This is a genomic window from Paenibacillus phocaeensis, assembly GCF_900021165.1.
GTDB classification, from domain to species: Bacteria; Bacillota; Bacilli; order Paenibacillales; family Paenibacillaceae; genus Fontibacillus; species Fontibacillus phocaensis.
The window spans coordinates 64004-79620 of the sequence record NZ_FCOQ01000021.1; the positions used below are offsets into that span (position 1 = coordinate 64004).

The following is a 15617-nucleotide window of genomic DNA, read 5'->3' on the forward strand; positions in this document are numbered from 1 at the left end:
AGGAACAGGCTGCAGGCTTCACAGTTTCAAAACAACAAAGGAGAGAGAGCATGGAGAAAACGTACGTGAGCAGACGGAAGTCGCGATTCATTTGGGCGCATTTATTGACCGCTATGATTTTGTTGATCAGCAGTGTGCAAGCATTGCCTGCCCCGGCGGCTCAGGCGGCAGAGGGGGACTATTTGCTCTCCCTATATAGACCGGTCTACGCCTCTTCTTCATTGGGCGGCAATACGCCGGATATGGCGGTTGACGGCAATGAGAATACCCGGTGGGAAAGCGTTTGGAAGAAGGATCCGCAATGGATCTATGTCGATTTGGGCGCCAGTGCCGCCATCTCGAAGATTTCCGTCAAGTGGGAAAACGCTTATGCCAGCGCGTTTGCGTTTGAGGTATCCGATGACGAAGTTCATTGGGAGCCGGTTTATTCGACGACGGAAGGAAAGGGCGGTTTGACCGAGGTTGAGGTGGCGGCCAAAGCCCGCTATGTCCGTATGTTAAGCACGAAGCGGGCACAAGAGGCTTATGGCGTGTCGATTTACGAATTTAACGTGTACGGCACTGGAGGCGTCAGCCTGCCTCCCAAGCCGGAAGCGGTAAATCTTGCGCTGGGCAAGGCGGTAACGGCGTCTTCGCTGGAAATCGATGAGCCGAGCAAATCCGCTGAAGATAAAGCCAAAATGGAAGAGAAGAACTACTTGGCGAGCAACGCGACCGATGGCAGCAACGATACCCGCTGGTCCTCGGTTTATAAAGATAACGAATGGATTTATGTCGACTTGGGTGATGTCAGCGAGATCGGCAGCGTCTCCTTCAACTGGGAGGCGGCTTACGGACGCGCCTACGATATTCAGGTATCCGAAGATGCCGAGCACTGGACGACCGTTTATCGCCAGATCAACGGATCGGGCGGACGGGAGAGCATTCCGGTCTACGCGAAAGCCCGTTACGTGAAAATGGTCGGTCTTGGCCGCGGCTCTACCAATGGGTATTCACTGTATGAATTCGGCGTCTACGCCTATCGCGAAGGCGACCCGAAATCCACTTATGACATCCCGGAAATTCCGGCCGCTTCCGCCGTTCAGGTTGGCGCGGGCAGCTACGAAATCAATGACGTGACGATGCTGGAGCCGAAAAATCCGAAGTATCGCACCTCCAATGTGAAAGCGCCGATTCCTTCAAATGATTGGTGGCAGTCGATCCTGATCTCCAATTTAGGCGATGGCAACAGCCTGGTGACGCTCCCGCTGAAGAACCGGTATACCAAGCAGGGGCTGAATATTTTGAACCCGGGGGCCGGTTATGCTTCTGCGGATGGAGGTTCGATTGACGCCGACGGTGAACCGGATTTGATCCTGTCAACCAATGACCTCAACCCGGCGGAGGTGGTCACGAAGATCTCCGGTTATGGCGACTATTCCGCCACGGTAGTGATGAGTGACGACGATACGGCGAAAATGAGCACGACGTTCGTCAAAGGCTCGCCGTTCCTTTACAACACGTTCGAAAATCCGGATGCGGCGATCCTGCAGTCGCAGTACATCACCCGGTTGTATGACGATCATGGTCAGCCGATCCTGCTCAATGACGGCGACGTGCTGACAGGCGATCATATCGGCATCGAGGTGACCAACCAGGATAAAGCGCCGCAGCCGCAGACATTCGTGCGGCATTACGGGGTGTTCGCTCCGGAAGGCACGTTGTTCATGAAACTTGGCAATACGATCAAGATCAAATTTGGCCAAGGCGACAGCTATCTGTCCCTGGCGGCGTTGCCGTCTGCGGAGGAGCTTGGCAACTATTATCAGCATGCCTATGCGTTCGTGACGGATACGCAAGTGGACTACCGGTATGATGAAGCGGCTTCGCTAGTGACGACCGATTTCCGCTCGATCACGGAGCTGAAGCGTCCGGGCTTCTCTTCGGACACGTTGATGGCGCTGCTCCCGCATCAATGGAAGATCGCAACCACACCATTGACTAACCTAAGCTATCCTTCGATCCGCGGTTTGATGAAGGTTAGTGAAGGGAACTCTTTTACGACGCAAGACCGTTTCTACGGCATCATCCCGCAGTTTGTCGAACCTGACGATCCGACCTATTCCCGGGCGCAGTTGATCGCGTACCTGGATCAATTGGATGCGGATGTATCAGGCAACCTCATGAGCGACGATCCCTATTGGCAAGGGAAGAAGCTGCACCCCTTGTCCCTGGGTGTCTTGATCAGCGATCAGTTGGGCGACACGGAACGGAGAGATCGGTATCTCTCCAAGCTGAAGGAGATTCTAACGGACTGGTATACCTACTCGCCGGAGGAACGGCTGCACTCGTATTATTTCCATTACTCGGACATATGGGGCGCGATTTTCCCGTACGGCAGCGGGTATGGCGTGAATACGGGGTTGACGGATCACCATTTCACGTACGGCTATTATGTCTTCGCTTCCGCCGTGCTGGCGACGTACGACAAGCAGTTCCTTCAGGATTACGGCGATATGGTGGAGTTGCTGATTCGCGACTATGCCAACCCGTCCAAGACGGACAGCCAGTTCCCTTGGCTTCGCAACTTTGACCCGTATGAAGGGCATTCCTGGGCAGGCGGTTATGCGGACAACCGCAGCGGCAACAACCAGGAGGCCGCCGGTGAGGCTTTATTCAGCTGGGTCGGCGAATACATGTGGGGCCTTGTGACCGGCAACGATGAGTACCGGGATACCGGCATTTGGGGCTTTACGACCGAGGAGAAAGCAGCCGAGCAATACTGGTTCAACTATGACCACGACAACTGGGCGGATGGCTACAAGCATGCTACCGTAGGTCATGTTTACGGCAGCGCCTATTTGTACGGCACGTATTTCTCCGGGGAACCGGAGCAGATTTACGGCATTCACTGGCTCCCGCCGGCAGAATGGATGACATACTACGGACGGGATCCGCAGAAAACAAACGAGTTATATGCCGGGTTGATCCAAGACCTCGGCGGCCAGCCGGAGCGTTCGTGGCAGCATATCATCTGGCCGTTCCAATCGATCGGCGATCCGGAAGGCGCGCTGGCGAAATGGGATACGAGTCAAATGCAGCAAAACGAAGTTTTTAACGCGTACTGGTTCATTCACAGCATGGTTTCGACCGGAACCCGCACCATGGAGATTTGGGCGGACGATCCGGCGGTAACTGTCTATGAAAAAGACGGCGTCTACACAGCGCAAATCTGGAACCCGACGGACAACGCCAAAACGGTGCATTTCTTCGGGGCAAACGGACCGTTGGGATCGGCGACGGTTTATGCCAAAGCCCAGGTGAAGGTCAATCCGCTTGAAGAAACGGTGCTGGAAGGCCCGGATCCGACGCACGGCGTGAAATATCTGGATCGCAGCGAATGGACTCTCACGGCTTCTTCCAGTTCAGAAAGCGTGGAACACCTCGTTGACGGCGACTTGACTACCCGCTGGTCTTCGGGGCGTGTGCAAGCCCCCGGCGATTGGCTGCAAATCGATCTGGGTTCGGAGCAATCCTTCGATACCTTGTTGATGAACTCCGGTACGAACTGGGGAGATTATGCGCATGGATATGAAGTTTACGTCTCGGCTGACGGCGAGAACTGGAGTGAACCGGCAACTACCGGCACCGGAACTTCGCCCAGCTTGGCCGTACCCCTTGGTAAACAGCAGGCCCGTTATGTGAAAATCGTACTGACGGACGCTTCGGACAGCTGGTGGTCGATTTCCGAGCTGAAGCTGGCCGAATTCGGCGTTCCGTCACCGGGGACGTTGCCTCCGGGGGACGGCTCGCTTGAGGATCGAACCCGGTGGGTCGTGACCGCCTCCTCCACGCAAGGGGAGGAGGGGACGGCAAAGATGTTGGACGGGAACCGCGACACGCTTTGGACGAACGGACGCGAGCAGGCAAGCGGACAATGGGTGAAGGTGGATTTGGGCGCGGTACAGCGTTTTGATTCCATCGAACTCGATCCGGGCAACGCGGGTGATGATTACCCTCGCGCATATCGACTCTATGTTTCGAACGACGGTGAGAACTGGGGAGATCCGGTCATCGGAGGCTCAGGACAGCCGGGGCTCTTGTCGATTACTTTCCCGACGCAAACCGCCCGTTACCTGAAGCTCGTGCAAATTGGCGAAGCCAACCGGTGGTGGTCGATCGCCGAGCTTTACGTCAATGATTACGGCATCGGCAAGCAAAAAGAGTTGACAGCAGACGGCTGGAACATTACCACTTCTTCTGGCGAGGGCGCAGAAGCGATGCTGGATGGCGACGAAGGGACTCGCTGGACGAGCGGCCGCGAGCAATCCGGCGGGGAATGGTTCCAGCTGGATATGGGCACGCCGCAGCCGGTCGACCAGATTGTCATGGACAGCAGCGGCAGCCGCGACGATTACGCCCGCAGTTATGAAGTGTACGTCTCGCTCGACGGCGAGACTTGGGGAAGTCCCGTCGCTTCGGGGACCGGCAAAGGTCCGGTGGTGACGGCCGCCTTCCCGCTGCAGACGGCGCGCTTCATAAAAGTCGGGCAAACGGGAACCGATTCCCACTGGTGGTCGATTCAGGAGTTGAACGTGTATACAGCGGATCAGACGGATTGGGTACCTGAACCGGGAGAGGGAAACGAGCCGTTTCTGGATTCGTTGGATCGCTCGGGATGGACGGTTACGGCTTCGACCTACGCTGATGTCTCGGCATTGCTGGATGATAGCCTGGGCAGCCGCTGGACGTCCGGCGCGGGGCAATCCCCTGACCAGTGGATCCAGATTGATTTAGGCGGCGAGCAGCGCTTCAGCCGGCTGAGCATGGATTCGGGCAGCAGCGACAACGATTATGCCCGCAGTTTCCAGATCCTGATCTCGAATGACGGGGAAGACTGGACGACGATCGCGGAAGAAGCCGGGACGAGCAAGCAGATCTTGACAACCTTCCCGCAGCAAACCGCCCGGTACGTGAAAATCTTGCAAACTTCGACGACCCCGGAGTGGTGGTGGTCGATCGCTGAATTAAATCTATATCGGTAAGCAGTTTGATAGAGGAAATCATGCAGCTCCCGGAGGACGGATGTTCCGTTGCCGGGAGCTGAGTCGTTTTGGCCCAAAACATACGGGAACGGTAATTCTAAATATTTCTTTACCGATCATTCTCAATATGATAAACTCAGGATGAAAGGGGGAGTGCCCACTGGCCAGAACTCGTCCGGATCGTCGGTCGAAGGGCAAGGAGGGGATGTAGTCAAGGAGGGTATGCAAAAGATGAACAAGCTGTGACTATGAATGTGAAAAAAAGCACATTAAAAGTGAAATTTATCACATTTAACAATTCCACTTTTTTTTATAATTCAAACTGAAGATAAAAACAGGAGGGAAACAACATGAAAATGGTCAAAGGTTTGGTAGTAGCAGGGATTGCAGCGGCACTGCTGGCAGGATGCAGTTCAAACGACAATTCGGCGGCGAACACGAATAAACCCGCTGAGCAAACGGATGTCACCACAACGGCTTCGATTGTAAACCAAGCGGATGCGTTCGTGAACGCAGTCGGCGAGAAGGGCACATGGATCATTGCGATTCTGAACGACTTGACCGTTGACAAGGACGTTGTAGTTGCCGGGGAATTCCATGACAAGAACGACTCATCCAAGGACATCTATCGCAAAATCGCGTTGTACACCCAGGACGAAGATCACAACATCACCGCTTCGTTTACATTGACCGTCCCTAAACTGACGGTACAAAGCGAAAACCTGAGAATTCAAGGCGGCACCGTGAAAGGCGACGTCTATGTTGAAGCCAACGGGTTCAACCTGGATAAAACGGCTACGATCGACGGTAACTTGTATTTTGCCAACGCCGACGTGCAAGCCAGCGCGAAAATCGACGGTAAAGTTACGGGCGCGACCGAAGTGAAGTAAGCCGAAAACCAACAATGACTAAGGCCAACCGATTGCGGTTGGCCTTGTTTTTTTAGATGAAGAATGACTTTACAAATACATAGATTCCTAAACCGATGATTGCGATGCCGCTAAGATTCTTGAGGTTGCGGTATGTCCGTTCGTATGGTCTAATCGCAGTAGATGCATTCCACAGCGAAAGATCCGGTAAGGAGGCGAGCGGTTATGAACTTGAATAATCTCTATTTTCATATCCATTACTGCAATAGCAAACAGCCAAACGATGGCAAGCCGCTCAAGCGCAAAATAAGCCGTACGCTTCAGCATCACGAGCTGCTGCTTATCATCGGCGGGAAGGGCAGTTTCACGCTGGATCGCAAGAAGTATCCCGTTCGGGACGGTCTCTTATTCTACATCAGGGCGGGTTTGCCCCATACGATTGAAATTGATGAGGCGGAGCCGATTTATTTCTATTCGGTCCACTTCAGTTATGTGAGCATCGGATATGACGACGGCGCTTGGTCGATCGGAAAAGCTCCCGACGGGCTGCCGCTGCCGCAGGTACGCGCTCTGCCGAACGGATACTTGGTAGAGGACGCCTTCCGAAGGCTGACGTCCGCCTGGTCCGCCAAACAGCCGGGTTACGAGCCGCTGGCAAGGGCCGGACTGCAGCAGTTGCTGTATGAAATCTTCGTCCAAGTGAAGCGGCAACATCAGAATCACGCGGTTGCGCTTAAAGTTGAGAAGGTCATCCAGTATATGCGCGAGCATCTCGGCGAACGGCTCACTCTGGCGGAGTTGTCTGATTTGGTGCACCTGTCCACGTATTATCTGACGCGCGTGTTCAAGCAGGCAACCGGCTATACGGTCATCGAATATTTCAACAAACTCAAAATGGACAAGGCCAAGGAACTCCTCGTGGACGGTGACAAGAAAATCAAGGAGGTCGCGCTGCAGCTCGGTTTCGCTGATGAATTTTATTTCAGCCGAACCTTCAAACGGATAGAAGGGGTTAGTCCTTCCGAATTTCATAGCAAAATCGTCCATGGAGTTTAAGATAATGCATGGTTTGAAGCCGTTATTCGCGTTAAAATCATCCTGCAAGAAAGTTCATTTAAGGCGCAAAGAGCAGGGTGTGCTAACAGAAGGAAGGCTTCGAGTGATGCCGATTTGGAGAAGAAATTTAATCGTTTGCTGGTTTGGCATGTTCGTGACGGGGGTGGGCATGAGCCAGATCGCTCCGATCCTGCCGCTGTACATCAAACAGCTGGGGGTGGATCAGGCCGATGCCGTGGCCCGTTATTCCGGACTTGCCTTTGGCATCACGTTTATCGTCTCGGCCATCTTCTCGCCGATTTGGGGACTTGCGGCCGATAAATACGGCCGTAAGCCGATGCTTCTCCGCGCCAGCCTTGGGATGGCGGTGGTTATTGGGTGTATGGGGTTCGCCACCAATGTGTATGTGCTGATCGCTCTTCGTTTGCTGCAAGGGATCATTACCGGCTACGGCACGGCTTGTACGACGCTGATTGCGACGCAAACGGACAAGGCGCATGCGGGCTGGGCGCTGGGCTTATTGTCCACGTCCAATATCGCGGGATCGCTGCTAGGGCCCACGATTGGCGGGTTTATTGCCGAGAAAGTCGGGATACAGAGTACATTTTACTTTACCGGCGCTTTGATGCTGATTGCCTTCCTCACTACGCTGTTCTTCGTAAAGGAAACGTTCGTACGGACGGACACGAAAGTGGCGGGCATGAAAGAAGTATGGGGCGCGGTGCCCGAGAAGAGCTTGACGGTAACGTTGTTTGTCACCTTTTTCATGTTGAGCGTCGCGATGTATTCGGTAGAGCCGATACTTACCGTATACGTAAAGGAAATTTCCCGGACCAGCAGCCATGTGGCCTTGTTGGCCGGAGCCATCTTCTCGGCATCGGGGTTGGCTAATATCCTGGCGGCGCCGAGACTCGGGAAATGGTCCGATCGCATGGGCGCCCATAAAGTGATGCTGGCCGCGCTGTTGGCCGCAGGGATCTTGTTTATCCCGCAGGCGTTCGCTCGGAATCCATGGGAGCTGATGGGGCTGAGATTTTTGCTGGGATTCGCTGCGGGAGGATTAACCCCCTCGGTGAACACGCTGATCAAGAAAATCACCCCGGGGCCTCTCACGGGCAGAGTATACGGATTTAGTATGGCGGCGGGGTATCTGGGGGTATTTGCCGGTTCGGTGCTGGGCGGCCAAGTTGCGGCATGGTTTGGTATTCCGTATGTTTTTCTGATGACCAGCGTTTTGCTGCTGATCAATGCGGCATGGGTTTATGTCAAGGTGTATAAAAAAATGAGAGAGCCGGCCCATACGGCGGTCCAATCCAGATAGGAGAGAGAGGAAGAGAGGATGGAAAATACTCAATCTAACATGAATACGATGATCCTCGCGGAAAAAACGGCGCTGGTTGTCATCGATCTGCAGCAAGGCATTGCCGATCCGTCGCGTCAAGGGGCTCCGCACGCGAGCTCTGTCGTAGTAGAGAACGCAAGTCGGCTGGCACAGGCGTTTGCCGAAGAAGGCGGGTTCGTGGTACTCGTCCGCGTATCCTCCCTGGATGGTAAGGACATGCTGAAGCCCGATACGGACAGGAATCTGACCCCCGGTGCTTACCCGGCAGGCTGGGATGAAATCGTGCCGGAATTGGCGAAGATCCAAGGAGCGCACGTCGTAACCAAACGCCAGTGGGGGGCTTTCTACGGTACAGATCTCGACTTGCAGTTGCGGCGTCGCGGCATCGATACGATCGTGCTCTGCGGCATTTCAACCTCTATCGGAGTTGACACGACCGCGCGCGAAGCGTTCCAGCACGGATACCAGCAGATCTTCGTGGAAGATGCCATGACCGCTTCGACGAAGGAGGAGCACGATTACGTATGCCGTTATATCTTCCCGCGCATCGGGAAGATTCGCTCTACGGAAGAAGTGTTAACGGCGCTACGGTAAGCGGCGGGTTATGCAGATAAGCCTTGAACCATGGGTTCAAGGCTTTTTAACGTTCATCGTGCCCTAGAACTGCAGCACAACCATTTGATGGCAGGACCACGGCGGCAGGGTGTAACGGACGCAGCCGTCCTCCTGACGAAAGGGGAGCGGCGTCCGCTGAGGGGCCAGGTAAACTTCCCGAACCGGCGCGGAAACGGCTACCGCAGCTTCCGTACCGCTAAGGACAGGCAGGTCTTCGATGACCTCGACATTTTGCCCCCGGCGTACCGGAGAGGCATACAGCAGGTGGTGAATCCAGCGGTTGTCAGCTGGCTGTGCCTGAAGCGTGGTTACCCCTTGTGCGGGCAGGTTCGTACATAGCTTCTTGCGGCTGAGTAAGCGGTCCAGGGCGTAATGCAGAATCTCTTTGACGGGCAGGCTGCCCTTCTGAGCGTAGTCCTCGAACAGGTTCCAGGCCGCGTAGATGCCGGCGGGACCTTCAACCAGGCCGGGGCCGGCGTCCCGCAAATCGGACGGCGTATGTTGATGCGAGCAGAAGGTGAACAGGTCGCGGTTAAAATAGGAATTTTCCCGGCTGGCCAGCTTCGTGCCGTTTCCGTCCAGTTCGATGTCCTGACCGTCAGCGTAGATGACGAAGGAAGCGTTCCGTAAGGAAGGAAGCTCGAAATCCGGCCGAACATAAGACGGCTTAAAAACGGCGTCCCCCAGCGGTTTCACGCCGAAATCCAGCTCGAAGCGTGTACCGTCCGGCGACAGGCCGGAGCGTCCGGTGGCGAGGATTTTGCCGCCATTCTTGGCATAGGCCTCCAGCTTCCTCTTCAGCGGTTCGCCGACAGGGATGACATCCGGCAGAATGACAACTTGATAGGAGGTTAAGTCGTTCTCCAAATCCACGACATCAAAGAGATAATGCCCTTCCAGCAAAATCCGTACGGCTCCCGAATCAGCCAGTTGCGCTACGGAATTCGGAACCCCTAGCGCCTCTGCGGACAACAGGGCGATGTCAGCGACGGAGGTCACCTCCCTGCACCATTCTTCCTTCGCTTCGACTTCCTTGTAAGCTTCGCCGATGAGCGCGTAGGTCGCCGGGTCCATATAGCCGGTTGGATGCAGCTGATCCCCGATCGAGATGCGTGCCCCGTTGGCCAGACTCAGTGCTGTTTCATATTTCAATGCGTTCGGGTGTTTGTAGCCGCCAAACTCGCCCCATGAGGTGTGGAACTTTCCCGTCATCCCCAGGAAGTCCATCCCCAGCCCTTGAGCGTAGCGAGCGGAAAGCGGAAAATGATCATACCCCCAGCCGCCCGTCGGCAGGGACTCCAGCTCCAGATGCGTGTTCAACTTTGCGAGATCGCGCCGTCCGCGCTTGACGTGACCGCTGTTGTGAAAGACCGGTAGGCCGGGTTTGACGGCATGCACGGCATCGTTCATGGTGTTGGCGTAACGTTGGTACGTCTCTTCCCAAAGGGCCCGCATATCCTCCAGGTTGCGCGGATCCGAGCCGCGCCGGCGGATTTCGGCGACGCAGTATTGGCAATAACATTCGCGCACCCCGACGATGTCAAGGAAGATCCCGTCCGCGTCGTAGTTGGACGCGACTTCGCGAACCTGGGCGGCGAGGATGTCCAGATAAGGAGTATTCATGCAAAACTGATGGTATCCCGGCGTCATGAAGTCCGGCGCCCAGTTGACCTTCTCTTGCGGATCGCGGATAAGCCACTCCGGGTGCCGGCGTGCCAGTTTCTCGTCCAGCCCGGCGGATAGATAAACCGGTGTTTTGACGCCGATTTCATGCGCCGCTTCGATCTGGGCGCCCAGCAGGTCAAAGGAGAGATGCGGGTGCATTTCGTTGGCGGTCGTCGGGTGGTAAGCCCAACCGTGATGGCATTTGGCGAACACCGTGATCGAATCGACATGACCCAGCTTCAGCATATCCTGGAACTGTTGCTTGGAGAAGCGGCTGCCGATCCCTTCGATCGCTTCGGATGTGTGGAAATCGAGATGAACCTGACGGAATCTCATTGGATGTCCTCCCGTGATTGATCTATATAGTCGTACGATATCTACTATTCTATGAGATGAAATATCTTATTACAGCTGTTAAAGACGACTAATTATAGTACAATTTCTACATAAACTGTAGGAGGCGATAGGGATGCTCGTGCTGGAGTTTGCCGTGCCGCCGGTCCCGTTATTGGCCACGGTTGGCTACGCGGTATGGCCGGCGGGCGTGACGCATGCCGAACGGGTGTTTGATGCGTACGACCTGATTCTTTGCGCTAAAGGCGCCATGTATATGGAGGAAGAAGGGATTTCCTACGAGATCGGCGAGGGGAAGCTGCTGGTCCTTGAGCCGGGGAAACGGCACCGCGGCTACCGGCCAACCGAGGAAGAGACAGAGGTCTATTGGATTCACTTTGGCTATCCGGCTTCCTCGCCACCCGGGCTGACGGACAAGCCGGACTGGCAACAGCCGCTGCTGGCGCGGACCGACCAGGATACGGAGCCGCGTCCGGCACTCATCAACGTCCCGAAGTTTGCTGATGTGGAGCTCCGAACGCTCCGCCCTTTACTCGACGAGATGATCTCGTTGCATCGGGCGTTGACGGCGCATCGGTCCTTCGAGCTGCAGGTGCGGTTCGGCCAGTTTCTTTTGCAACTGCAACACGGAATTCGGCAGAGCGGTCCACAGGCGAAATCCTATTTACTCAGCGAACGGGTAGCGGCTTATCTGACCGACCACCTGGAAGACCCGTTCGACGCGGGGCAACTGGAACGCGACCTGCATTACCATTTCGATTATTTGGCGCGATGCTTGAAGCAGCACACGGGGATGAGTCCGCTCCAATACCGGCATCATTTGCAAATCGACCGGGCCAAACGCCTGCTGACGCATACCGACCTTCCGCTCAAACGAATCGGGGAGCAGTGCGGCTTCCCGGATCCCAATTACTTCACCCGGCTGTTCAAGCGCGAAACGGCGCACACACCGGGAGAATATCGGAAGAGGTATCAGGTGTTTCGAGCGGACTAAGCCATTTCTCTATCTTTTGGAAGAATCGTAGCAATCGTGAATCCAATCACATAGTAATATATTATTCTTCCGGAAGAAATAAAAGATAGAGGAGTGGTAGATTCTGATGCAACCTTATTTTGAAACAGAGGAGCACGGAAAGTTGCTGGTACCCGAAGAGTTCTTTCTGGAATTGAAACTGAAGGCCAAGATGTACGATGATCTCATGATGGCGCAGCAAAACGCCGAGTCCATCGAAGCATCCGGCAATAAAGGGGAGTGACCGGCATGGCTTATCAAGGATTTCATAAAGCGCCGGCACTGTCAAAGACGCAAGCCCAAAACATGTGGACCGGAACCCCCTTCTATTTTTTGGGATTCTATCTCGGTGGCACGTGTTATATGTCGAGCGACCGGGGAACGGATCGGAAGTCGATCAGCTTCACCGCCGACCGGCGTAAGGAATACGAGGATATTGGTTTCAAACTCGGGTACTTTTACGTGGGGCGGCAAGATCAGCCAAGTCCATGCAATGCGCCGACGTCTTCCAACGCAGCATCGTTAGGAGAAGCGGATGCAAAAGAGGCGGCTCAATTCGCCAGCGATGTTGGCGCGCCTTCCTTGAGCGTCATCTATTTGGACGTGGAAGGAGGGAACCTGCATACTTCCGCCATGGAAAGTTATGTTTCAGCGTGGGTAAGCTATATGAACAGCCGTACGGCTTATTGGGCGGGCATCTATTGCAGCGCGGGAAGCCGAGGCACCGTTGCCCAACAACTCTTCGACGCTTGCGGTGGGCGAGCCAATATGTGGGTTGCCCAGTGGCAATGCGATTCGGGAAAATCATTGAATTCTGCCGGTACCAGCTGCTATACGACCAGTTGCACCAACCCCGCGACCATTCACAATCTCAATTTGGATGATACATCCTTTTCCGGTGCGTATATTCGGCAGTATGCCGGAAATGTTTATACGAATTATAATAACGATTGCAGATATATCGATATAGATGTGGCAAGAGAATTGAATCCCAATACGAAGCAATTTTGAGTGAAACTGAAAAGGCGACGTCACTTCTGCGTTGCCTTTTCAGTTTTTTTATTACATTTATACAAGAAACATGAAACTAAGTGTGAAGACGGGACGTTTACATCTATAAAAAGCAGGGAGGAAGCCGGATGGTCAAACGAGGAGGGATGATCGTCATCTTCATGATGATCTTGATTCTTGCAAGTGCATGCGCTAGGAGTGAAGCCGATAATTCCGCCAGTCCTTTGTCTTCTGAGCGTGAATCGCTGATCTCGGAGAAATGGGAGCAAGTATCCAATCCCTATCGGGTTCAGGGAAATATCACCAAGATCCATGGGACGGAAAACGGGCAGTTGGTTTCTTTATCTTTGGAAGTCGTCAAAAATATGGCCGTGCCGGGCAACGCAGCCGATTTCAATTTTGAACGTCAGACGCTGGACCTGTTCATCAAAGGGTCCGGTCTGAATACCGCCTTTGCTGATAAATTGAAGGAAGGCGGCAAGATCGCCGCGGCGTTTGCGCAATATGCTATCCCGGACGAGACTCCGGACGGCTACGTCTTTTACGGAGCGCTTCCGGAATGGATTTACGTTATCCAAGATGGACATTACATCGATATGCAGGGGAATCCCGTATCCGAGGATCAGTTGCAACCGTGAACGGCCGCCCGGAGAAAAATTTTTCTAACTGGTTTACGTTCGGCCGGTTATCTGGTAATATAATCGCAACATGAAATGCGATGACGAGAAGAGTAGGTAAATGAAGCCTTTCCCAGAGAGCTCCGGCAAGCTGAAAAGGAGCAAAGCGTTTCTTTATCGAATAAAGACTCCGAGCAGCACATCGGAACGTTAAACCGGCGGGATGGTGTGACAGGAGCTCCTGTTACAGAGCTAGGGTATACGCTTGGCCGGACCAGGCTGTACTTGAAGAGGTTAATATGGCGACATATTACGAAACTGGGGTGGTACCGCGGGCATACCAATCTCGCCCCCAAGACGGAAGACTCGTCTTGGAGGTGGGATTTTTTATTTATAACGAGGGTTACAAATATTTACTCGGAAAGGACAGGATCAAGAAATGGGAGAGAGATTAAAAGTAGGCATCGTCGGTGGGACAGGAATGGTAGGCCAGCGTTTCGTTCAACTGCTGGATCAGCATCCCTGGTTCGAGGTTACCAGCATTGCGGCCAGTGCAAATTCCGCAGGCAAAACGTATGAAGAGTCCGTACAGGGACGCTGGAAGATGGCTACGCCCATCCCCGAAGCGGTGAAATCGATCGTGGTTCAGGATGCAGCTCAGGTTGAAGAAGTGACGGCGGACGTGGACTTTGTCTTCTGTGCCGTGGATATGAAGAAGGCGGAGATTCAAGCGCTGGAAGAGGCGTACGCCAAAACCGGGACTCCTGTCATCTCTAACAACTCCGCACACCGCTGGACGCCGGACGTGCCGATGGTGATCCCGGAGGTGAACCCGCAGCATATCGAAGTGATTGCCGCGCAGCGCAAGCGTCTTGGAACGAGCACCGGGTTTATTGCCGTGAAGCCAAACTGTTCGATTCAGAGCTACGTCCCTGCCTTAAACGCGCTGCTGGACTTCGAACCCACGACGGTAGTTGCTTCGACGTACCAGGCGATTTCCGGTGCCGGCAAGAACTTTACCGATTGGCCGGATATGCTGGATAATGTCATTCCGTATATCGGCGGCGAGGAAGAGAAGAGCGAGCAGGAGCCGCTGCGGATTTGGGGCCGTGTCGAAGGCGGACAGATCGTAAAAGCAAGCGCGCCTTTGATCACGACACAATGCATCCGCGTTCCCGTAACGGACGGCCACTTGGCTACCGTGTTTGTCTCGTTTAAGAACAAACCGTCGCAAGAAGAAATCCTTGAGCGCTGGCGTCAATTCCAGGGCCGGCCGCAAGAGTTGGGGTTGCCAAGCGCACCGAAGCAATTCATCACCTATTTTGAGGAAGAAAACCGTCCGCAGACGAAGCTCGACCGTGATATTGAGCACGGGATGGGGGTATCCGTTGGCCGATTGCGCGAGGATTCGCTGTACGACTATAAGTTTGTTGGACTGTCGCACAATACGCTGCGCGGGGCAGCTGGCGGCGGCGTGCTGATCGCCGAACTGCTGAAGGCGGAAGGATATATTCAAGCGAAATAATAAGATTGCGTAAGCCTGGGGAGGGAATCGGTTGTTAACCATCAAATTGGATGATTTGAGCGGACCTGAGATCGCAGCTTTCATTGGTGAACATTTGGCAAATATGGCCGAGAACTCCCCGCCCGAGAGCATTCACGCGCTGAATCTGGACGGTCTGAAGCGGCCGGACGTCACGTTCTGGAGTGCCTGGGTGGACGGCGATCTCGCAGGATGCGGTGCCCTTAAGGAGCTGGACCGCCAGCATGGCGAGGTGAAATCCATGCGCACCGCCATCGCTTATCGCGGGAAGGGGGTCGCCAAGCAAGTGCTGGCGCATCTTCTGGAGGAGGCGGCTCGGCGAGGGTATCGCCGGGTTAGCCTGGAGACGGGATCTATGGAAGCTTTCGTCCCGGCTCGCCGGTTGTATGAAGGCTTCGGGTTTACGTATTGCGAACCCTTTGCGGATTACGCGGAGGACCCTAACAGTGTGTTTATGACCAAGGTGATCTAAAGGGAATGTGATCCTGCAGAACCCCAAAAACCCGCGA

The 15617-nt window shown here is 54.5% G+C and carries 11 protein-coding genes and 1 other annotated feature; of the genes, 10 read left to right on the forward strand and 1 reads right to left on the reverse strand.

The annotated features are described in order from the left end of the window. Nucleotides 1-50 precede the first annotated feature (50 nt). From BN3795_RS14890 to BN3795_RS14915, 5 genes are all read left to right on the forward strand, one after another. Nucleotides 51-5024 (forward strand): discoidin domain-containing protein, encoded by a 4974-nt coding sequence (locus BN3795_RS14890; protein WP_068785473.1) that lies wholly within the window; start codon nt 51-53, stop codon nt 5022-5024. A gap of 350 nt (nt 5025-5374) precedes the next feature. Next, entirely contained in the window at nt 5375-5914 is a 540-nt protein-coding gene (locus tag BN3795_RS14900; protein ID WP_068785475.1) for a polymer-forming cytoskeletal protein, read from the forward strand. A 204-nt stretch (nt 5915-6118) separates the two neighbouring features. After that, entirely contained in the window at nt 6119-6949 is an 831-nt protein-coding gene (locus BN3795_RS14905) for an AraC family transcriptional regulator (protein WP_068785476.1), read from the forward strand. Nucleotides 6950-7055: 106 nt separating this feature from the next. After that, nucleotides 7056-8270 (forward strand): multidrug efflux MFS transporter, encoded by a 1215-nt coding sequence (locus BN3795_RS14910; protein WP_068785477.1) that lies wholly within the window; start codon nt 7056-7058, stop codon nt 8268-8270. Nucleotides 8271-8309: 39 nt separating this feature from the next. Then, nucleotides 8310-8885, forward strand: a complete 576-nt coding sequence (locus BN3795_RS14915) for a hydrolase (protein ID WP_198524731.1) — start codon at nt 8310-8312, stop codon at nt 8883-8885. 63 nt (nt 8886-8948) lie between these two features. Here BN3795_RS14915 and BN3795_RS14920 read toward each other — a convergent pair whose 3' ends face one another. Then, complete coding sequence (locus tag BN3795_RS14920) at nt 8949-10907, reverse strand: alpha-amylase family protein (protein WP_068785479.1); 1959 nt, start codon at nt 10905-10907, stop codon at nt 8949-8951. Between the two features lie 133 nt (nt 10908-11040). On the opposite strand from BN3795_RS14920, the gene BN3795_RS14925 reads away from it, so the two are divergent. The 5 genes from BN3795_RS14925 to BN3795_RS14945 all read left to right on the forward strand — a co-directional run bounded on the left by BN3795_RS14925 (nt 11041) and on the right by BN3795_RS14945 (nt 15580). Then, entirely contained in the window at nt 11041-11919 is an 879-nt protein-coding gene (locus BN3795_RS14925) for an AraC family transcriptional regulator (RefSeq protein WP_068785480.1), read from the forward strand. Nucleotides 11920-12186: 267 nt separating this feature from the next. Continuing rightward, complete coding sequence (locus BN3795_RS14930) at nt 12187-12948, forward strand: glycoside hydrolase domain-containing protein (protein ID WP_068785481.1); 762 nt, start codon at nt 12187-12189, stop codon at nt 12946-12948. A 128-nt stretch (nt 12949-13076) separates the two neighbouring features. Beyond that, on the forward strand, nt 13077-13586 hold the full coding sequence (locus BN3795_RS14935; RefSeq protein WP_068785482.1) for a hypothetical protein: 510 nt from the start codon (nt 13077-13079) through the stop codon (nt 13584-13586). Nucleotides 13587-13657: 71 nt separating this feature from the next. Then, nucleotides 13658-13922: a binding site (T-box leader), on the forward strand. 82 nt (nt 13923-14004) lie between these two features. Continuing rightward, entirely contained in the window at nt 14005-15090 is a 1086-nt protein-coding gene (gene asd, locus BN3795_RS14940; protein ID WP_110945194.1) for an aspartate-semialdehyde dehydrogenase, read from the forward strand. A 31-nt stretch (nt 15091-15121) separates the two neighbouring features. Beyond that, entirely contained in the window at nt 15122-15580 is a 459-nt protein-coding gene (locus BN3795_RS14945) for a GNAT family N-acetyltransferase (protein ID WP_068785484.1), read from the forward strand. Nucleotides 15581-15617 lie beyond the last annotated feature (37 nt).